The 17,762-nt window shown below is 70.4% G+C and carries 17 protein-coding genes; 8 read left to right on the top strand and 9 right to left on the bottom strand.

Annotated elements, in window-relative coordinates:
- Positions 1–45: 45 nt before the first annotated feature.
- On the top strand, positions 46–3,300 hold the full coding sequence (locus AB0J64_RS36495) for a discoidin domain-containing protein (RefSeq protein ID WP_364037629.1): 3,255 nt from the start codon (positions 46–48) through the stop codon (positions 3,298–3,300).
- Here AB0J64_RS36495 and AB0J64_RS36500 read toward each other — a convergent pair.
- A complete protein-coding gene (locus AB0J64_RS36500) occupies positions 3,297–4,169 on the bottom strand; it encodes a sugar kinase (RefSeq protein WP_364037632.1) in 873 nt (290 codons plus the stop codon). The genes AB0J64_RS36495 and AB0J64_RS36500 overlap by 4 nt on opposite strands.
- A 188-nt stretch (positions 4,170–4,357) precedes the next feature.
- Between AB0J64_RS36500 and AB0J64_RS36505 the strand changes: the two genes are divergently transcribed.
- The 3 genes from AB0J64_RS36505 (at position 4,358) to AB0J64_RS36515 (ending at position 6,653) form a co-directional block, all read left to right on the top strand.
- The gene (locus AB0J64_RS36505) at positions 4,358–5,092 is read left to right on the top strand and encodes a hypothetical protein (RefSeq protein ID WP_364037635.1); all 735 of its coding nucleotides are present in this window, start codon (positions 4,358–4,360) and stop codon (positions 5,090–5,092) included.
- Positions 5,093–5,227: 135 nt separating this feature from the next.
- Positions 5,228–5,932, top strand: a complete 705-nt coding sequence (locus AB0J64_RS36510; protein ID WP_364037638.1) for a DUF4344 domain-containing metallopeptidase — start codon at positions 5,228–5,230, stop codon at positions 5,930–5,932.
- A 16-nt stretch (positions 5,933–5,948) separates the two neighbouring features.
- Complete coding sequence (locus AB0J64_RS36515) at positions 5,949–6,653, top strand: maleylpyruvate isomerase family mycothiol-dependent enzyme (protein ID WP_364037641.1); 705 nt, start codon at positions 5,949–5,951, stop codon at positions 6,651–6,653.
- Positions 6,654–6,695: 42 nt separating this feature from the next.
- Here AB0J64_RS36515 and AB0J64_RS36520 read toward each other — a convergent pair whose 3' ends face one another.
- From AB0J64_RS36520 to AB0J64_RS36530, 3 genes are all read right to left on the bottom strand, one after another.
- Entirely contained in the window at positions 6,696–6,935 is a 240-nt protein-coding gene (locus AB0J64_RS36520; protein ID WP_344987182.1) for a DUF3040 domain-containing protein, read from the bottom strand.
- A gap of 81 nt (positions 6,936–7,016) precedes the next feature.
- A complete protein-coding gene (locus tag AB0J64_RS36525) occupies positions 7,017–7,262 on the bottom strand; it encodes a type B 50S ribosomal protein L31 (RefSeq protein WP_344987183.1) in 246 nt (81 codons plus the stop codon).
- Between the two features lie 28 nt (positions 7,263–7,290).
- Positions 7,291–8,052 carry an SDR family oxidoreductase gene (locus AB0J64_RS36530; RefSeq protein ID WP_364037645.1) on the bottom strand — a complete coding sequence of 254 codons (762 nt, stop codon included), beginning with the start codon at positions 8,050–8,052 and terminating at the stop codon, positions 7,291–7,293.
- 135 nt (positions 8,053–8,187) lie between these two features.
- Here AB0J64_RS36530 and AB0J64_RS36535 point away from each other — a divergent pair, with 135 nt between their 5' ends.
- Both AB0J64_RS36535 and recQ read left to right on the top strand, forming a co-directional pair.
- Positions 8,188–9,348 (top strand): MFS transporter, encoded by a 1,161-nt coding sequence (locus AB0J64_RS36535; RefSeq protein ID WP_364037648.1) that lies wholly within the window; start codon positions 8,188–8,190, stop codon positions 9,346–9,348.
- A 273-nt stretch (positions 9,349–9,621) separates the two neighbouring features.
- The gene (gene recQ, locus AB0J64_RS36540; protein WP_364037651.1) at positions 9,622–11,433 is read left to right on the top strand and encodes a DNA helicase RecQ; all 1,812 of its coding nucleotides are present in this window, start codon (positions 9,622–9,624) and stop codon (positions 11,431–11,433) included.
- Between the two features lie 105 nt (positions 11,434–11,538).
- On the opposite strand, the gene AB0J64_RS36545 is transcribed toward recQ, so the two are convergent.
- Genes AB0J64_RS36545 through AB0J64_RS36555 form a run of 3 tightly spaced genes read right to left on the bottom strand, consistent with a single transcriptional unit; the run spans position 11,539 to position 14,167 of the window.
- Positions 11,539–12,198 (bottom strand): response regulator transcription factor, encoded by a 660-nt coding sequence (locus AB0J64_RS36545; RefSeq protein WP_364037654.1) that lies wholly within the window; start codon positions 12,196–12,198, stop codon positions 11,539–11,541.
- On the bottom strand, positions 12,195–13,349 hold the full coding sequence (locus AB0J64_RS36550) for a histidine kinase (protein WP_364037657.1): 1,155 nt from the start codon (positions 13,347–13,349) through the stop codon (positions 12,195–12,197). Before AB0J64_RS36550 ends, AB0J64_RS36545 begins: the two co-directional genes overlap by 4 nt.
- Positions 13,346–14,167, bottom strand: a complete 822-nt coding sequence (locus tag AB0J64_RS36555; RefSeq protein WP_364037660.1) for a type II CAAX endopeptidase family protein — start codon at positions 14,165–14,167, stop codon at positions 13,346–13,348. Before AB0J64_RS36555 ends, AB0J64_RS36550 begins: the two co-directional genes overlap by 4 nt.
- A gap of 267 nt (positions 14,168–14,434) precedes the next feature.
- Between AB0J64_RS36555 and AB0J64_RS36560 the strand changes: the two genes are divergently transcribed.
- A complete protein-coding gene (locus AB0J64_RS36560) occupies positions 14,435–15,349 on the top strand; it encodes an alpha/beta hydrolase (RefSeq protein WP_364037663.1) in 915 nt (304 codons plus the stop codon).
- Between the two features lie 300 nt (positions 15,350–15,649).
- Here the strand turns inward: AB0J64_RS36560 and AB0J64_RS36565 are convergent, their stop codons facing one another.
- Positions 15,650–16,294, bottom strand: a complete 645-nt coding sequence (locus tag AB0J64_RS36565) for a maleylpyruvate isomerase N-terminal domain-containing protein (protein ID WP_364037666.1) — start codon at positions 16,292–16,294, stop codon at positions 15,650–15,652.
- A gap of 96 nt (positions 16,295–16,390) precedes the next feature.
- Between AB0J64_RS36565 and AB0J64_RS36570 the strand changes: the two genes are divergently transcribed.
- Positions 16,391–16,897: a hypothetical protein gene (locus AB0J64_RS36570; RefSeq protein WP_364037669.1), complete on the top strand. Its 507-nt coding sequence runs from the start codon at positions 16,391–16,393 to the stop codon at positions 16,895–16,897.
- Positions 16,898–16,902: 5 nt separating this feature from the next.
- Here the strand turns inward: AB0J64_RS36570 and AB0J64_RS36575 are convergent, their stop codons facing one another.
- Complete coding sequence (locus AB0J64_RS36575; RefSeq protein WP_364037779.1) at positions 16,903–17,730, bottom strand: lysophospholipase; 828 nt, start codon at positions 17,728–17,730, stop codon at positions 16,903–16,905.
- Positions 17,731–17,762: the final 32 nt, after the last annotated feature.

Raw genomic sequence — 17,762 nt, forward strand, 5'->3', positions numbered from 1 at the left:
CATCCTATGGTTCGGCCAACCCGCCTTACCCGAAGGGCCACCCCCATGAGAGCACTGTTAGCCGCCCTTTCGTTAGCCATCGGACTCCTGGCCACACCCGCGTACGCGGCCGCCGACACCAACCTCGCGGCCGGCAAGACCGCCACCGCCAGCAGCTCCACCGACGTCTACACCGCCGCCAACGTCACCGACGGCAACCAGGCCACCTACTGGGAGTCGGCCAACAACGCCTTCCCGCAGTGGGTCCAGGTCGACCTCGGTGCCGGCGCGAGCGTCAACAAGCTCGTGCTCAAGCTGCCGTCCGGCTGGCCCAGCCGCACCCAGACACTGACCGTCCAGGGCAGCACGAACGGCTCCGGCTTCAGCACGATCGTCGCCTCGGCGGCCTACACGTTCAACCCGACCGCGACGATCACCTTCGCCGCCACGACCGCCCGCTACGTCCGGCTGCAGATCACCGCGAACACCGGCTGGCCGGCGGGCCAGATCTCGGAGTTCGAGGTCTGGGGCGGCACGACGGAGAACCCGGGCGCCAACCTGGCCGCCGGCAAGCCGATCACCGAGTCCTCGCACACCCACACGTACGTGGCCGCCAACGCCAACGACAACAACCTGCAGACCTACTGGGAAGGCGCCGCCTATCCCAACACCCTCACCGTGCAGCTCGGCGGCAACGCCGACCTGACGTCGATCACGCTCAAGCTCAACCCCGACCCCGCCTGGGCCAGGCGCACCCAGACCATCCAGGTCCTCGGCCGTGAGCAGAGCGCCACCGGCTTCACCAACCTCGTCTCCTCGGCCACGTACACCTTCGACCCGGCCACGGGGAACTCGGTGACCATCCCGGTCACCGCCAAGGTCGCCGACGTCCGGCTGCAGATCACCGCCAACTCCGGCGCACCGGGCGGGCAGGTGGCCGAGTTCCAGATCTTCGGCACGCCGTCGGCCAACCCTGACCTGACGGCGAGCAACCTCGCGTCGAGCCCGGCGGCGCCGATCGAGACCGACGCGGTCACGCTCTCCGCCACGGTCAAGAACGCCGGGACCGCGGGCTCGGCCGCCACCTCCGTGAACTTCTACGCGGGCACCACCAAAGTCGGCAGCGCCGGCGTTGGTGCGCTGGCCGCAGGTGCGTCGACCACCGTGTCCGCAAATATCGGGACCAGGGACGCCGGGACCTACCAGCTCTCCGCCAAGGTGGACGAGGACGACAAGGTCATCGAGCTGAACGAGGCGAACAACACCGCCACCGGCACGCTGACCGTGAAGCCGGTCGACACGGCCGACCTGATCGCCTCCTCCGTCGCGTGGACGCCCGGCAACCCCGCCGCGGGCAGCACGGTGACGTTCTCTGTGGCGATCAAGAACCAGGGCACGGTCGCCTCCAGCGGCGGCTCCCACGGCATCACGCTCACCGTCGCCAACGACTCGGGCACCGTCGTCAAGACGCTGACCGGCTCGGCCAGCGGCGCCATCGCCCCGGGCGCCACCACGAGCCCGGTCAGCCTGGGCACCTGGACGGCGGCCAACGGCAGGTACACGGTCAAGACCGTGCTCGCCGACGACCCCAGCGAGCTGCCGGTCAAGCGCGCCAACAACACCAGCGAGTCGCCCCTCTTCGTCGGCCGCGGCGCGAACATGCCGTACGACACGTACGAGGCCGAGGACGCCGTGATCGGCGGCGGCGCGGCCCGCGTCGGCCCGAGCAGGGAGATCGGCACGATCGCCGGCGAGGCCTCCGGGCGGCGCGCGGTGACGCTCAACCAGACCGGCGCGTACGTCGAGTTCACCACCAGGGCGGACACGAACACCCTGGTCACCCGCTTCTCCATGCCCGACGCGGCGGGTGGCGGCGGTCTCGACTCGACCCTCGACGTCTACGTGAACGGCACCTTCCTCAAGGCCGTCAACCTGACCTCCCGCTACGCCTGGCTCTACGGCCCCGAGGCGAGCCCCAGTAACTCGCCCGGCTCGGGCCCGCCCAGGCACATCTACGACGAGGCGAACGTGCTGCTCGGCACCACCGTGCCGAAGGGCAGCAAGATCAGGTTGCAGAAGGACGCGGCCAACGGCCAGACGTACGCCATCGACTTCGTGGACTTCGAGCAGGCGACCCCGATCGCCAACCCGGACCCGGCGAAGTACGCCGTACCGGCCGGATTCACCCACCAGGACGTCCAGAACGCGCTCGACAAGGCCCGCCAGGACACCGGCCTGGCCGGCGTCTACCTGCCCCAGGGCGACTACCAGACGTCCGGCAAGTTCCAGGTGTACGGCAAGCCCGTCAAGATCGTCGGCGCCGGCCCCTGGTTCACCCGGTTCCGCTCCCCCAGCGGGCAGGAGAACACCGACGTCGGCTTCCGCACGGAGGCCTCGGCCAACGGCTCGACGTTCGCGAACTTCGCCTACTTCGGCAACTACACCTCGCGCATCGACGGCCCCGGCAAGGTGTTCGACTTCTCGAACGTGGCCGACATGACGATCGACAACGTCTGGGCCGAGCACCAGGTGTGCCTGTACTGGGGCTCGAACACGGACCGCATCACGATCAAGAACTCGCGGATCCGCAACCTGTTCGCCGACGGCCTGAACATGACCAACGGCAGCACCGGCAACCACGTCACGAACGTCGAGGCCAGGGCCACCGGCGACGACAGCTTCGCGCTGTTCTCGGCCACCGACAACAACCCCGGCGAGCAGACCGGCAACGTCTTCGAGAACCTGACCTCCCTGCTCACCTGGCGAGCCTCGGGCGTGGCCGTGTACGGCGGCTACGACAACACGTTCAGGAACATCTACGTCGCCGACACGCTGACCTACCCGGGCGTCACGATCAGCTCGCTGGACTTCGGGATCCCGATGAACGGGTTCGGCGCGAGCCCGCCGACGACGTTCGACAACATCTCGCTGGTCCGGGCCGGCGGGCACTTCTGGGGGCAGCAGACGTTCCCGGCGCTGTGGCTGTTCTCCTCGTCCAAGGTGTTCCAGGGCATCCGCGTCAACAACCTGGACATCGTGGACCCGACGTACAGCGGGATCATGTTCCAGACCGGCTACTCCGGCAGCGCGCCGCTGAACCCGGTCAAGGACACGGTCCTGACGAACGTGTCGATCAGCGGTGCGCAGAAGAGCGGCGACGCCTTCGACGCCAAGTCCGGGTTCGGCATCTGGGTCAACGAGCTGCCCGAGCCGGGGCAGGGCCCGGCCGTCGGGTCGGCCACGATCAACAACCTGCGGTTCGCCGACAACTACCAGAACATCAGGAACACGACCTCGACCTTCACCCTGACCACTAATTAGAGGTCCTGCCTGGTGGGCAGCCCCTGCCAGTCGCTCACGCTGGTCACCGCGGCGGCGCTCAGCAGCGCCCCGCGGTGCAGGCGTTCCTGGGGGATGAGGCCGTCGAGGGCGGCGCTGATGTAGCCGGCGGCGAACGCCTCCCCCGCGCCCGCCGTGTCCACGATGGGGACCTGCCAGCCCGGCACGTCGTACCGCATCCTGTCGGCGCGCACGCTCGCGCCCTTCGCGCCGCGGTCCACCACGACCTCGCGCTCCGGCGTGAGCGCGGGCTTGACCAGGTCGAGCTCGTCCTGGCGGAGGAAGAGCAGGTGCGAGGCGCAGGCCAGCTCGCTGAGCACGTCCTCGGCCTCGCGTACGGACGGCCACAGCTCGGGGACGTACTCGACGGAGAAGGAGATCATCACCTCGGCGTTCCTCGCGGCGCTCACGGCGGTGCGCACCGCCTCGAGCGTGTCCCGGCCGAGGCCGGCCGTGAGGCCGGTGACGTGGAGCATCTTCGACGCGGCGATCCGGTCGATGGGCACGTTGCCCGGCGCGAGCCGCGAGCCCGCCGAACCCGCGCGGTACTGCGTCACTCTCAGTTCGCGGCCGACGCGGATCTCCCTGAGGACCAGTCCCGTACGCAGCCCTTCGGACACGCGCATGTCCGCGACGTCCACGCCCTCGCCCTTGAGCGCGGTGAGCACCCTGGCGCCCAGCTCGTCGTCGCCCACCTTGCCCAGGTACGCGGATCGGTGTCCGAGTCTGGCCAGCGCGACGGCCAGCGTGAACTCGGGCCCGCACACGTCCAGCCGGGCCTCGCTCTCATGGCGGACCCGGCCGCTGGAGACGACGCCGAGGGGCTCCCCGAGCGTGTAGACGTCGGTCATGGGCCAGACTGTACTTGGTCGTGTGGTTCTGGATGGATTTTCGCCCATAACCGCTGGATAACGCCGTGATCAAATATTTTTTCAAATTTTAGCCAACCTTTTCCCCATCACATGGCTCAAAGTAGTACAGGGAGTCGGCCGCCCCGAGCCGGCTCCGAGTCAATACGGGGAGAGGAATCAGCACCCTCATGAGAAAGATCGCACTGGGTATCGCCTCCGCCATTGTCGGTGGAGCCATGCTGCTGTCGGGCGCGGGGGCCGCCTCGGCTGCCACCAAGGCCGACACGCAGCTCAAGATCCGGGACATCACGCCCAACCCGGTCGTGGTCAAGGCCGGAGCCGAGACGACCGCCTACTTCGACATCGGGGCCAGCTCCGACGTCAAGAAGGTCGAGCTCAGCGTGGCGCCCGACAGCGTCCGCACGCTGCGCGCCAAGGACGTCAGGGACCTCGAGGGCTGGCGCTTCGCCGTCGGCTTCACCGAGGGCGACGCGACCGGCAAGTGGAGCGCCACCGCCGTGGCCTTCGACAGCTCCGGCAAGGAGATCGCCAAGGACACGGCGTACTTCTCGGTCGAGCTCCAGAAGGGCAAGGCCGCGACGCGCATCACGGGCTTCAGCGCCGACCCGTACAAGGTCCGCAAGGGCAAGAGGATCGAGTTCTCCGGCCGTCTCCAGGTGGATGACGAGGGCTGGGAGGGCGTCCGCGGCGAGAAGGTGAACGTCTTCTTCCGCGCGAACGGCTCCAGCGGCTGGAAGTGGGTCGCCTCCGCCAAGACCAGGTGGGGCGGTAAGTTCTACGCCTCGACGCGTGCCTACAAGAGCGGCACGTTCAGGGCCGTTTTCGACGGTGACGACGACCTGCAGAGTGCCACGAGCCGCACGGACTACGTGCGGGTCTACGGCCCTTGGTGGCGTCGCTAGTCCATAGCACCGAGGCCCGGCTCCCTCAGGGAGCCGGGCCTTCGGCTTTCCCGAACCGGCATGCAGGTTTAGCGATCTCCCATCCCGCGCATGGACTGTCGCATTGCGTCGACCGACCCCCGAAGGAGCCTCCGCATGCCGTTTCCCCTCATCGCCCTCGTCCTGAGCATGACGAGCACGCTGGGAGCGGCCCCTTCGCCGGAGCTGTCGGTGAGCTACGAGCAGCCGGGCTCCTCCCGGGCCGAACAGGCCAGGAAGCTCCTCAAGGACAGCGGCGCGCTGGAGACCGGGATCCGGCTGCCCGCGCCGGTCAGGGTGGTCGCGCGTGACTGCGACGCGGCGGAGGCCACCTGGGACCACGGTGAGCGCCGGATCACCATCTGCTACCAGCTGGTCGACCATGCCCGGCGCGTGCTGGACGGCATCTCCGAGACCGAGGAGGCCGACGCCGGCACCAGGTCCGCTCGCGTCGAGGCGGCGCTGTCCGTGCTCTTCCACCACGAGCTCGGCCACGCCCTGACCACACTCAACGGCCTGCCCGACAGCGACGGGCAGGCCGACCAGTTCGCGGCGCTGACGCTCCTCGCCGACGCGCCCGAGCGCGTGGTGACCTCCGCCGAGGCCCGTCACCTGCTCGCCGGCCACACCGGCATCGAGGGGCTGTCGGGGCCGGACGAGTCCGCCACGTTCTCCTGCCTGCTGTACGGCGCCGACCCCGGCAAGTACCGCCGCATCGCCATGGGCGGGTGGGTACCGCCCGAGCGGGCGCCTTCCTGCCCGGACGAGTACAACCGGGTCAGGTCCGCCATCGGTGCCATGGCCGTGAAAGCAGGCACATAGCGGGTAGCGTCCGGGTATGGCCGACGACCTGCTCAAAGACTTCAATCCGTTCGACATCTTCGACGCCGAGGCGGCGCGGCTCGACCGGTTCTTCAGCGGGCTCGACGACGCCGGCTGGCAGCGGCCGTCCCGCTGCGACGGCTGGTCGGTACGGGACGTGCTGGGCCATCTGGCCGGCGAGGAGCTCTACAACCACGCCTGTCTCGACGGGGCCGTGCAGGATCTGCTGACCCGGCTCTCCAAGGCCGGCGTGTCCGGGTTCAACGACTTCAACGAGTGGTCGGTGCGGCAGCGGCGCGGCATGCCCGTGGAGGACGTGCTGGATGAGTGGCGGACCATGAACGGCGAGACGCGGCGGCGCATGCGGGAGCTCGGGCCCGACGCGCTGATCGACACGATGGCCGGGCCCTATCCGTGCGGCCTGCAGGCCTTCCATTACGACTCCGAGTACGCCACCCACGCCGACGACGTCGGCGCGCCCGTCGCCGACTCCGAGGCCGACGACAGGACGTTCTGGCGGGTGGCCGTGGGGCGGTTCGTGCTGGCGGAGCAGGAGGCCAAGGTGCAGGTGGAGCAGACGGCCGACGAGATCTGGAGCGCCGTGAACGGCGTCACCGCCTCGCTGTCGTACCCGGAGTTCGTGGAGGCCACGGTCGGGCGCCTGCCCGCCTCGCACGGGATCGAGCCGCGTATCGTCTCGGCCCTGAGGTGCCTCGCCTGACCACCTGGGGGCCGGGGGTTCCGACGGCAACGGTGGCGTGGGTCAGGTGGTCAGCACGGCCAGCAGGAGCAGCACGATCATCAGCGCCCCGACGGCGAAGATCATCCAGACGTGTGCCAGCGCCCACATGCGCAGGCGATCACCGTACGCCTGGGGGAAGATGTCCCCGTCGGACTCGATCTTGTTGATCGCCGCGACACGCTTGGCCAGCTCGGGGTCCTCTCGCTCAAGGGCCTGCTCGATCTCAGCGAGAATGCGGCGTTCCTTTCCAGAGAGACTCATCGCCATCACCACTGCTCCGATGCCGGTGACCCCCTTTTACCCACCAGTAGCGCAGGCATGCCCGCCTGTTCCGGACAGACGTCACTTCCTCCCATAACGCTGGTTGAAGCGCTCGACGCGACCCGCGGAGTCGAGAATGCGGCCGCGGCCGGTGTAGAAGGGGTGGCTGGCGGACGACACGTCCACGTCGACGACGGGGTACGTCCTGCCGTCCTCCCACTCGACGGTCTGGTCGGAGGCCAGGGTGGAGCGGGTGAGGAAGGCGTACCCGACGCTGGGGTCACGGAAGACGACGGGACGGTAGGCGGGGTGCAGGTTCTTCTTCATGCCCCTCTCAACCAGACGACAACGGTTTTCATTCCCGCGCTTCAGGATCGATTCCGAGCACCGTACGCCCGCCGTCCACGGGGATCGTGGCGCCGTTGACGAACGCGGCCTCGTCCGAGAGGAGGTGCGCCACGACGGAGGCCACCTCCGCCGGGGTGGCGACCCGGCCCAAGGGGTGCAGCCTGGCGAGCTGCTCCTCGACCGCCTGGCGCCCCTCGGGCGTCTGGGAGGCCAGGAACGCCTCGTACCGCTCCGTGGCCACCGAGCCTGGGGCCACGGCGTTGACCCTGATGCCGTGCCTGCCGTACTCCACGGCCAGCGACCTCGTCAGGCCCTCCGTGGCGGCCTTGGCGGTCGCGTACGGGAGGCCGCCGGGCACCGCCCTGGTGGCCTGGTGCGAGGTGATGTTGACGATGGCGCCGGGCGTACCGGCCGCGAGGAAGTGGCGCACGGCGGTGGCGCAGCCGACGACGGCGAGGTCGAGGTTGGCCGCGATCAGTGCCCTGACCTCGGAGATCGGCTCGGAATGGACGGACGCGTCCCGGAACACGGCCGCGTTGTTGACCCAGCCGCGCAACGTGCCCGACTCCTGGGCCAGGTCGGCGGCCCAGGCGGCGACCTCCTCGTCGGCGGCGTCGCCGATCACGGGGACGACCCTGGGGCCGGCCCAGGAGAGCGCGTCAGGGTCGCGTTCGACGGCCACGACGGTGTCCTTCTCACCGAGCAGCCGTTCCACCACGGCCTTTCCAATTCCACGTCCGCCGCCGGTCACCACGTAGGAAAAACTCATGACTCGACGTTATTCCTATTTAACAATCCGTTGGCACTGATCGGATGAAGTGACTTTTATCACCGTATTTCCTCTCGGTGAACGGGAATTATTCCCGGCGTGATCGACGCAGCCGGATCGAAGTCCCATGTTTGGATGATCGGCGCTCTCTCTATCACGCAGACCGTCGGTTACGGCGTGCTCTATTACGCTTTCTCTGTGTTCATCCCGCCGATGTCCCGCGAACTGCACGCGGGCGTCGCGCAGCTCACCGGGGCGATCACGCTGGCCGTGCTGGTGTCGGGGGTGGTGGCGCCGGTCATCGGGCGCTGGCTGGACCGTCACGGCGGCCGCGGGCTGATGACCGTGGGCTCGGTGCTGGGCGGTCTGGCGGTGCTGGCGTGGTCCCAGGTGCGCTCCGTCACGCAGTTGTACCTGGTGTGCGGAGTGCTGGGCGTGGCGTCGGCGATGGTGCTGTACGAGGCGGCGTTCGCGGTGATCGTCGCCTGGTTCGACGCGACCAGGCGGGCGCGCGCGTTACTCGCGGTGACGGTCGTGGCGGGGTTCGCGTCCACCATCTTCCTGCCGCTGACGGGCTTTCTCGTCCACCTGTACGGGTGGCGGCAGGCGCTGGTCATCCTGGCCGTCGGATACGCGTTGACCTCGGTCCCGCTGCACGCGCTGGCCGTGCGGAGCCGCAAGGCGCCGCCGCGTGCCGACCGGCGCGAGATCGTCGGGGCGGCTCTGCGTGAGCGGCCCTTCTGGCTGCTGGCGGCGGCCTTCCTCACCCAGACGGGCGCGGTGGGGGTCATGGGGATGCTGCTGGTCACGTACCTGATCGCCCTGGGACATCCACCCGTGTTCGCGGCCAGTGTGGCGGGGCTGCTCGGGGTGCTGTCCGTCACCGGGCGGCTCGTCACCACGGGGCTGCAGGGGCGGTGGTCGGTGGCCCTGATCACTGCCGTCATGTTCGGGCTGCAGGGGCTGGCGGCGGTGCTCCTGCCCCTGGTGGGACGGAGCCTGCCGGGGGCCGTGGCCGCCGTCGTGCTGTTCGGGCTGGGGTTCGGGGTGGCGACCATCGCCCGGCCCGCGCTGCTGGCCGACCGGTACGGCACGGGGGCGTACGCGTCGCTGAGCGGGGCGCTCGCGCTGCCCATCACGGCGGCCAAGGCGGTCGCGCCGCTGCTGGCGGCGGGGATCGCCCAGTTCGCCGGGTACCCGGTCGTCATGGGGGCGGTGGCGGCGGCATGCGCGCTCGGCGCCCTCTCCCTGGTGGCCTACGACCGCGGCATCCGCCCGGGTCCCGCCCCCGCCTGACCGCCCCTTTCCGCCCGCGCCCTGCCCCCCGCCCGACCGCCCCTTTCCGTCCGGGCCCTGCCCTGCCTGGCCGCACCTCTCTGTCCGCGCCCGCACCAGGCACCACGCACCCTCCCACCACACGAGCGGAGTGGCGTGGGGAAGGCGGCGGTGGCGCGGTTACCGGGATAGGTCGGGCAGACTGGTGGGGCGCCGTCCGGAGGCCGCAGGCGGGTCCGATCGCCGTGGGCGGAACTCACGAAACGTTCACCCCCGAACACGTAAGGTAGCCGCATGGATACCCCCACCGAGGTTCTGCACCGCGTGTTCGGCTACGACTCGTTCAGGGCGGGACAGCAGGAGATCATCGACCATGTCGTGACCGGCGGCGACGCGCTCGTCCTCATGCCCACCGGCGGCGGCAAATCGCTCTGCTACCAGATCCCCGCGCTGGTGCGGCGTGGCGTGGGGGTGGTCATCTCCCCATTGATCGCGTTGATGCAGGACCAGGTCGACGCGTTGCGCGCGCTCGGCGTGCGGGCGGGGTTCCTCAACTCGACGCAGGACTTCGACGAACGCCAGCTGGTCGAGTCCGAGTTCCTGGCCGGCGAGCTCGACCTGCTCTACCTCGCCCCCGAGCGGCTGCGGGTGGACGCCACGCTGCGGCTGCTGGCCAAGGGCGAGATCTCGGTGTTCGCCATCGACGAGGCGCACTGCGTGGCGCAGTGGGGGCACGACTTCCGCCCCGACTACCTCGAGCTGTCCACGCTGCGCGAGCGCTGGCCGGAGGTGCCGCGCATCGCGCTGACCGCCACCGCCACCCCGGCCACCCACGCCGAGATCTCCTCCCGGCTCGGCCTCGACCAGGCCCGCCACTTCGTCGCCGGCTTCGACCGGCCCAACATCCACTACCGCATCACGCCCAAGAGCGAGCCCAAGCGGCAGCTGCTGGAGTTCCTGCGCACCGAGCACCCCGGCGAGTCGGGCATCGTCTACTGCCTGTCGCGCTCCTCGGTCGAGAAGATCGCGGAGTTCCTGGCGGACAACGGCATCGCCGCGGTGCCGTACCACGCGGGGCTCGACGCCCGCACCCGCGCCACCCACCAGGCCCGGTTCCTGCGGGAGGACGGGCTGATCGTGGTGGCCACGATCGCGTTCGGCATGGGCATCGACAAGCCTGACGTGCGCTTCGTCGCCCACCTCGACCTGCCGAAGTCGGTCGAGGGCTACTACCAGGAGACCGGGCGCGCGGGCCGCGACGGGCTGCCCGCCACGGCGTGGATGGCGTACGGCCTCCAGGATGTCGTCCAGCACCGCCGGATGGCCATGGAAGGCGACGAGGCACACCGCCGCCGCCAGGTGCTCCATCTCGACGCCATGCTGGCGCTGTGCGAGACCGTGGGCTGCCGCCGGGTGATGCTGCTCGACTACTTCGGGCAGAAGGGCGCCGAGCCGTGCGGAAACTGCGACACCTGCCAGACGGCGCCGGAGTCGTGGGACGGCACGATCGCCGCCCAGAAGGTGCTCTCGACCGTGCTGCGGCTGGCACGGGAGCGGCGGCAGAAGTTCGGGGTGGGGCAGGTGGTCGACATCCTGCTCGGCAAGAAGACGGCCAAGGTGCTGCAGCACGGCCACGAGACGCTGTCCGTGTTCGGGGTGGGCGCGGAGCTGGGCAACGCGGAGTGGCACGGCGTGGTGCGGCAGCTGCTGGCGCAGGGGCTGCTGGCGGTGGAGTCCGACTACGGGGCGCTGGTGCTGACCGACGCCAGCGCGTCGGTGCTGCGCGGGCAGCACGAGGTGCTGCTGCGCCGCGACACCCTGCGCCCGGTCCGTGCCAAGGCGGCGGCTTCTGCCAAGGACAAGGCGGTGACCGAGCTGTCCGCCGAGGCCGCCCCGCTCTTCGAACGGCTCCGCTCGTGGCGGGCCGCCACGGCGAAGGAGCAGGGGGTGCCCGCGTACGTCATCTTCCACGACGCGACGTTGAGGGAGATCGCCACCGTCCGGCCGTCCTCGGTCGCCGAGCTGAGCGGGATCAACGGCGTCGGGGAGAACAAGCTGGCGAAATACGGGGAGCAGCTGCTTGAGGTCCTCCGCGAGGACACCTGAGGCGCCGCGCGCAGCGGGCCGGGGCCCCTTGCCTTGCGGAGGCCGCCGTGAGAAGTCGGCAGGGAGCATGGCGTTCGCCCCATCGAGGTTTCCGGGCGGTGTGCCTCAGGTCACCAGGCCCCTGCGGTAGGCGTAGACCACCGCCTGCACGCGGTCACGCAGGTCGAGCTTGGTCAGGATGCGCGACACGTACGTCTTGACGGTCTCCTGGCTGATCACCAGCGTGGCGGCGATCTCGCTGTTGGACAGGCCGTCGGCGATGAGGCGCAGCACCTCCAGCTCGCGCGGGGTCAGCGCGGTCTCGTCGGGCGTTTCCTGGGCCGGGCGGATCCGGGACGCGTACCTGCCGACGAGCTGCCGCGTCACCTCGGGTGCCAGCAGCGCGGCGCCCGAGGCGACCGTGCGGATGCCGTGCAGGAGCTGCGCCGGCGGCGCGTCCTTGAGCAGGAACCCGCTTGCCCCCGCGCGCAGCGCCTCGTAGACATACTCGTCCAGGTTGAACGTCGTCACCACGAGCACCTTGATCGGATTCTCGACCCCGGCGCCGGCCAGCAGGCGGGTCGCCCCGATGCCGTCGAGCACCGGCATCCGCACGTCCATCACCACGATGTCGGGGCTCAGCCGGCGGGCGAGATCGACCGCGGCGCGGCCGTCGCCGCACTCGCCCACCACCTCCAGGTCCGGCTGCGCATCGATGATCGTCGCGAACCCGGTGCGGATCAACGCCTGGTCGTCGCAGACCAGGACCCGGACCGGCGCGCTCACGACCGGCTCCCCGCGGGGATGCGGGCCCGTACCACGAAGCCGCCGCCCGCCTGCCGGTCGGCGCTGAACTCGCCGCCCAGGGCGTCCACCCGCTCGCGGAGCCCGGCCAGGCCCCGCCCGCTCCCGCCGGGAGAGGCGGCCCTGGAGCCGGGGCCGTCGGTGCTGACCACCACGCTGATCTCCTTCTCGCCGTAGCGCACCCGGACCGAGGTGGGGCTGCCGTGGGCGTATTTGAGGGCGTTCGTCAGGGCCTCCTGGACGACCCTATAGGTCACGAACTCGGCGCTGCCCGCCGATTCCGCCGGACTGCCCTCCTCGGCGAACTCCACCGGCTGCCCGGCTTGGCGGGTCTGCTCCACGAGTGTGTGGAGCTCGCCGGCGGACGGCATGCTGACGTCGGTGTCGTGATCGGCTTTGAGCAGGTCGAGCATGTGCCGCAGGTCGGTGATGGCCCGCCGGCCGGTGTCGCTGACGGCGCTCAGCGTCGCGTCGATGCGATCGGGCGCGGCCGTCAGGTAGCGGGCCGCCTCGGCCTGCACGACCATCGCCGTCACGTGGTGCGTCACGACGTCGTGGAGCTCGCGGGCGATCCGGGTGCGTTCGGCGGCGCGGGTGGCCTCGGCGATGTGGCGGCGGCGTTCCGCCTCGGTGGCGCGGGTGGAGCGCAGCCAGGCCCCGATGCCCCACGCGAGGGCCAGGGCCAGGTAGAACACCACGTAACCTTCCACCCTCTCGCTCGCGCCGAGCCGGCCGAGCGCGAGCGCCAGCGGCACGTACGCCACGGAGAGGAGGACCACGGTGACGCGCCGGTGACGCTCCAGGTGGGCGCCCGCGCTGATGAGCGCGATGGGCATCGCGCTGCTCGCGAACACGTGGTAGGCGCGGAGCTGGTCGAGGACGAAGCCGAGCGACACCAGAGCCAGGCACACGGCCGGCCACCGCCGGCGCACGGCGAGCGGAAGGGACTCCAGGGCGATCGCCACGAACGCCAGCGCGTCGAAGGGCCGGACCGGCAGGTCGCCGACCTGCGTCCCCTTGCCGTGCAGCGCCGGCAGGAGCGATGCGACGGCTATCAGCAGCCCGAACGGTAAGTCCCGGACCACGGCGTCGGACCGCCGCCAGAGGTCCGTGACGCGCCGTAGATCGATCATGGGGCGAGCGTAGCGGTCGCGCCGCGCCGGATCGGGACCACGTTGCCGCGCCGGCGGGCCAGCCACATGAACACGACCATCAGCAGCAGGCCGAACACCACCGCGTACGGGCTCGCCTCCGGCCCGAACTCACCGCCCGTGAGCAGGGCCGGGCCCGACGTCACGCCGTGCAGCAGCCCCTGCGTCGCGCCGTTGCCCGAGACCTCGGTGCCGAAGATGCCGGCCGCCGCGAAGTTCCAGCCGAAGTGCACGCCGATCGGCACCCACAGGGTGCGGGTGGCGGCGTAGGCGGCGGCGAGCATGCCGCCCGCCTCGACCGCGATGGCGATCGCGCCCCACAGGTCGGCGTGCGGGTTGAACAGGTGCGACAGGCCGAACAGCAGGCCGGTCAGCGCCAGCGCCGGCCACGTCCCCGTGCGTTCCTCGACGATCCTGAACAGGATGCCGCGGAACAGCAGCTCCTCCGTCACCGCGGCGGCGGCCATGAAGCCGAACAGCCCGACCGCGCCCGTCAGCGAGCCCTGGCCGTCGATCCGGTAGCCGCCCACGAAGGCGATGTTCACGATGACGGCCGCGAACAACGCGACCCCGATCAGCGCCCCTCGCGCGATGGCGCGGGCGGCGCCCTTCGCCGCCACCTCCGCCGGTGCCCGGTGCTCGGACCACCGCACCACGCGGGCGTACACGAGCACGGCGAGTACGGCCGTCGCGACACCGAGGAGCAGAGTGAGGAGCGGGCTCCCCTGCACCGCGCCCACGATCGCGCCGCCGGCGAAGGCGACCACCGCTACGGGCACGAGCTGTTTCAACAACCGCATGACGACTCCCTTACGTGGGGGGGATTCGGCGACGGGGCGCCGCCGCTACGCCGAGAAACGCTAGGGATCCGGCGCTCGGGAATCGTCCCCGCACGGTGGACACTCGCCTGTCCCTCGCACGAGCTACCGGCGAATGTCCACCACACGGGGACGATCCCGGAGCGCCCGATCCGTAGCGTTACGACGCAGTCACGGCGCTCCGCCCGACTTCCCCGCTGCACCGCCGTGCGCATCACTCCCGCGCCGGCTCCCTCACTGGAGGACCTCATGCTCCGCAAGATCAAGACATCCGTTGTGGCCGCGCTGTGCTGCACAGTGCTCGGCGCGGGGGCCGCCGGCTGCGACGGCGACGCGGTGGAGAACTGGGATCCCTTGGCCCCCGCCACGCGGACAGCCGACGCCGCCCCGATCTCCGGGACCGAGAAAATCGAGGTCGCGGGCCGGTCGGTGAACGTGTCCTGTTCGGGCGACCCGGAGAAAGGCCGGCCGGTCATCGTCCTGATGCACGGGGGAGGCGATGGGTTGGACAAGCTGGCCGCCATCCAGAAGACGCTGAGCAAGCGGAACCGGGTCTGTTCCTACGACCGGCTCGGCGCGGGCGCGAGCGACCAGCCGGACGGCCCTCAGAGCTTCTCCAGCACCGGGAAGATCCTGACCGGGGTGCTCGACCGCGTCGCCGGTGACGGCCCGGTCGTCCTGGCCGGGCACTCGCTGGGCGGGCTGATCGCCGCCAGGTACGCCCCTGACCACCAGGACAGGGTCAAGGGGCTGGTCCTGATGGACGCCACCCCGCCGACCATGGTGGCCGACATCACGAAGGCGATCCCCGAGTCCGCCACCGGCCCCGCGGCCGAGCTGCGCGCGCAGAATCTGGCGATCTTCCAGGGCGAGAACCCGGAGAAGCTCGTCATCACCGACGGCAAGGTCCGTTCCGCAGGGAACATCCCGGTGGAGGTGATCCAGCACGGGAAGCAGTACCTCGCGGCCGTCCCCGCGTACGGGCCACGCCTGGAGCAGGCGTGGGCCGCGGGCCAGCGCAAATGGCTTGCGCTGTCCAGCGTCGGCAAGCTGCGCACGGCCACGAAGAGCGGGCACTACATCTACGTCGACCAGCCCGATCTCGCCGTCCAGGTCATTGACCGCGTCACCGCGCAGGCCGCACGTCAAGCGCAGGACGAGTAACCGGCCCGGCCGGCACCGCGACGAAGGCCAGGCGCTGGAACACGGAGATGAAGCGGGCGGGCGTGGTGGTGGCGACGGCCGCACGAAGAACGGTCGTCGCCACCACGTTGTCGGCCTGGTCGCGGCGATCAGCTCGCCGCCCCGCTGACAACCGGCCGGACGCGTGTCGGGCTCGCGATGACGAGCGCCTTTGACTTGCCGTACAAGATGATCGTACGGCGTGTGAGCGGGAAATGGTGCCCGGGGCTGGGTGTTCTGTCCTTGAGGTTGGGGTTGCCGGGCTGGTCAGGGGCCTGTTGATCAATTCGGATCGCGGCCGAGGTAGGCCAGGAGGCGGTCCTCGGCGGGGGCGTGCGGGGACACGGTCACGCGCGGGGCGAACCTGTGCGGCCGGTCGTCCCCGGTCACGAACAGCTGGGCCAGGTCCAGCAGTTCGTCGGCCATCAGGGACGGGATCGGGCGGTGCTCGCCGCAGGATCTGGCCACGTCCCAGCCGTGCACGGCGATCTCGATCGCGCCCACCGCGGCCACCACCGGGCTCGTGAGGTGGTGGCCGGCTATGGCGATCAGCTCGTTGCCGGGAGGGGTGCCCGCGGTCCGGTTGCTTGCGAGAGTGCCCGTCCACAGGGCCAGGACTTCGGTGGCGCCGTCCCGGAGGTGGAGCGCCGGGTTGTGGCAGGCGCCCCTTGAGACCTCGTCCACCGGCGGCGGGAAGACGTGGCCGATCCTTGACGGCGGCGGGAGCACGTGGCCGGTGGCGGCGTCGTTCAGGGTCTGGAGCGAGTCGGCCAGGTGGTCGAGCAGGCGCTGGAGGTTCCAGTCCGCACAGGGTGTCGCCCGGCAGAGGGCTGCCGTCGTGACGATGCGGAGGCTGCCCACCGCGTAGTCGATCGCCCGCTCCAGCAGCGCCACCCCTGCGGCCGATGCCAATGTCTGCTCGCACATATCGCCTCCTCACCCCATGCAGACCCCGCCGCCAAGGAAAACTCATCGGCCGGAACCTCCTGCGCCGATCCCGAGTAGAGAGAGCGAGGAGGTTCGATGAAGCAGTCGATGGTGGCAATGCTCTTGCTGGTCGCCGGGTGTTCGGCCGGGGCCGGGGCCCCCGCCCCTGCCCCTGCCCCCGTGGCGAGGTCCGCCGTCCCGAGCTCTGACATCCCGGCCATCACCCCGAGTCCGACGGCCACCCGAGCGGTGTGCAACGGGACCTCGGTGATCCTCAGTGAGGGGTTCCCAGAGGTGCGCGGGACGGCGCGGGACGCGGAGCTGTGGGGGTTGCTGTTCGCCCCAGGCCCGCCGCTCGCCGGCCGCAAAGAGATCAAGATCGTGTGGCGCATGACCGGTGAGGGGCCGCTGCGGGTCAGGGCGGCGCTTGCCGACGGTACGCCGGCCAGGCTCACCTGGGGTCCCGAGAAGCATGGCGGGTCGAGCTGGCAGCGGCCGGGCGAGGAATGGGGCACGGGGTTCGTGTTCCCGAAGCGCGGTTGCTGGAAGATCGAGCTCACCCGCACCCGGGGCTCGGGGTACGTGTGGCTCTCCGTCAAATAGGCTTGTCAAACAGCCCGGTCGACGAAGCCCGTCACGTCGTCCAGGACCTCGTCCTTGTTGGTCTCGTTGAAGACCTCGTGCCTGGCGCCCTCGTAGATCCGCTCGGTCAGGTCCGTACCCTTGATCGCCTCGATGCCGGAACGGCTGCCGCTCAGCGGGACGAGCTCGTCGTCGGCCCCGTGCACCCAGAGCGTGGGCAGCGACCCGAGGCTGCCGCCCTTGGCGATGGTGGCCAGCGTCTTGGCGAACGCCTCCAGCGTGGCCCGCTTGAACGGGCCGTGCCACACCAGCGGGTCGGCGGCGTACGCGGCCCCCACCGAGAGGTCGCGCGAGAGGGTGGCCGGGTCGATGGGGATGTCCGGCAGCTCCTCGTAGGCCAGCAGTATCGGGACGACCTGCCATTCGCCGATCACCGGCCCTGACAGGACGAGCGCGGCCAGGCCGTCGCCGTAGCGCTGGGCGTATCGGGCGGCGATCATGCCGCCCATGGAGTGGCCGATCACCACGACGGGGACGCCGGGGTGGTCGGCCCTGGCGCGCTCCTCGACGGCGTGCACGTCCGTGACCACGTCCTCGAAGTCGACGACGAGCACGCGGTCCCCTGCCGACTTGCCGTGGCCCATGTGGTCGAGGCCGTAGACGGCGGCGCCGTGCCGGACGAGCCGGTCGGCGACGTACTCGTAGCGGCCGATGTGCTCGCCGTACCCGTGGATGAGGACGGCGACGTATCGGGGGCGGTCATGGGGCCACTCGCGGACCGTGTTGAGGCCCTTGGTGCCGGTGAAGGTGTGCTCGCGCGACTCGGCCATGGTCACCGAGGCTACGCTGATCATCGCCACGCCGTCCACGCTGCGATGTCCGAAAA

The sequence above is a fragment of the Nonomuraea sp. NPDC049695 genome (genome assembly GCF_040674955.1).
GTDB lineage: Bacteria > Actinomycetota > Actinomycetes > Streptosporangiales > Streptosporangiaceae > Nonomuraea > Nonomuraea helvata.

Excerpts from the sequence above, each read along its gene's own strand:
- AB0J64_RS36495 (WP_364037629.1), top strand. The coding sequence starts at position 46 with ATGAGAGCACTGTTAGCCGCCCTTTCGTTAGCCATCGGACTCCTGGCC.
- AB0J64_RS36500 (WP_364037632.1), bottom strand. The coding sequence starts at position 4,169 with ATGACCGACGTCTACACGCTCGGGGAGCCCCTCGGCGTCGTCTCCAGC.
- AB0J64_RS36505 (WP_364037635.1), top strand. The coding sequence starts at position 4,358 with ATGAGAAAGATCGCACTGGGTATCGCCTCCGCCATTGTCGGTGGAGCC.
- AB0J64_RS36510 (WP_364037638.1), top strand. The coding sequence starts at position 5,228 with ATGCCGTTTCCCCTCATCGCCCTCGTCCTGAGCATGACGAGCACGCTG.
- AB0J64_RS36515 (WP_364037641.1), top strand. The coding sequence starts at position 5,949 with ATGGCCGACGACCTGCTCAAAGACTTCAATCCGTTCGACATCTTCGAC.
- AB0J64_RS36520 (WP_344987182.1), bottom strand. The coding sequence starts at position 6,935 with ATGAGTCTCTCTGGAAAGGAACGCCGCATTCTCGCTGAGATCGAGCAG.
- AB0J64_RS36525 (WP_344987183.1), bottom strand. The coding sequence starts at position 7,262 with ATGAAGAAGAACCTGCACCCCGCCTACCGTCCCGTCGTCTTCCGTGAC.
- AB0J64_RS36530 (WP_364037645.1), bottom strand. The coding sequence starts at position 8,052 with ATGAGTTTTTCCTACGTGGTGACCGGCGGCGGACGTGGAATTGGAAAG.
- AB0J64_RS36535 (WP_364037648.1), top strand. The coding sequence starts at position 8,188 with ATGATCGGCGCTCTCTCTATCACGCAGACCGTCGGTTACGGCGTGCTC.
- recQ (WP_364037651.1), top strand. The coding sequence starts at position 9,622 with ATGGATACCCCCACCGAGGTTCTGCACCGCGTGTTCGGCTACGACTCG.
- AB0J64_RS36550 (WP_364037657.1), bottom strand. The coding sequence starts at position 13,349 with ATGATCGATCTACGGCGCGTCACGGACCTCTGGCGGCGGTCCGACGCC.
- AB0J64_RS36555 (WP_364037660.1), bottom strand. The coding sequence starts at position 14,167 with ATGCGGTTGTTGAAACAGCTCGTGCCCGTAGCGGTGGTCGCCTTCGCC.
- AB0J64_RS36560 (WP_364037663.1), top strand. The coding sequence starts at position 14,435 with ATGCTCCGCAAGATCAAGACATCCGTTGTGGCCGCGCTGTGCTGCACA.
- AB0J64_RS36565 (WP_364037666.1), bottom strand. The coding sequence starts at position 16,294 with ATGTGCGAGCAGACATTGGCATCGGCCGCAGGGGTGGCGCTGCTGGAG.
- AB0J64_RS36570 (WP_364037669.1), top strand. The coding sequence starts at position 16,391 with ATGAAGCAGTCGATGGTGGCAATGCTCTTGCTGGTCGCCGGGTGTTCG.
- AB0J64_RS36575 (WP_364037779.1), bottom strand. The coding sequence starts at position 17,730 with ATGATCAGCGTAGCCTCGGTGACCATGGCCGAGTCGCGCGAGCACACC.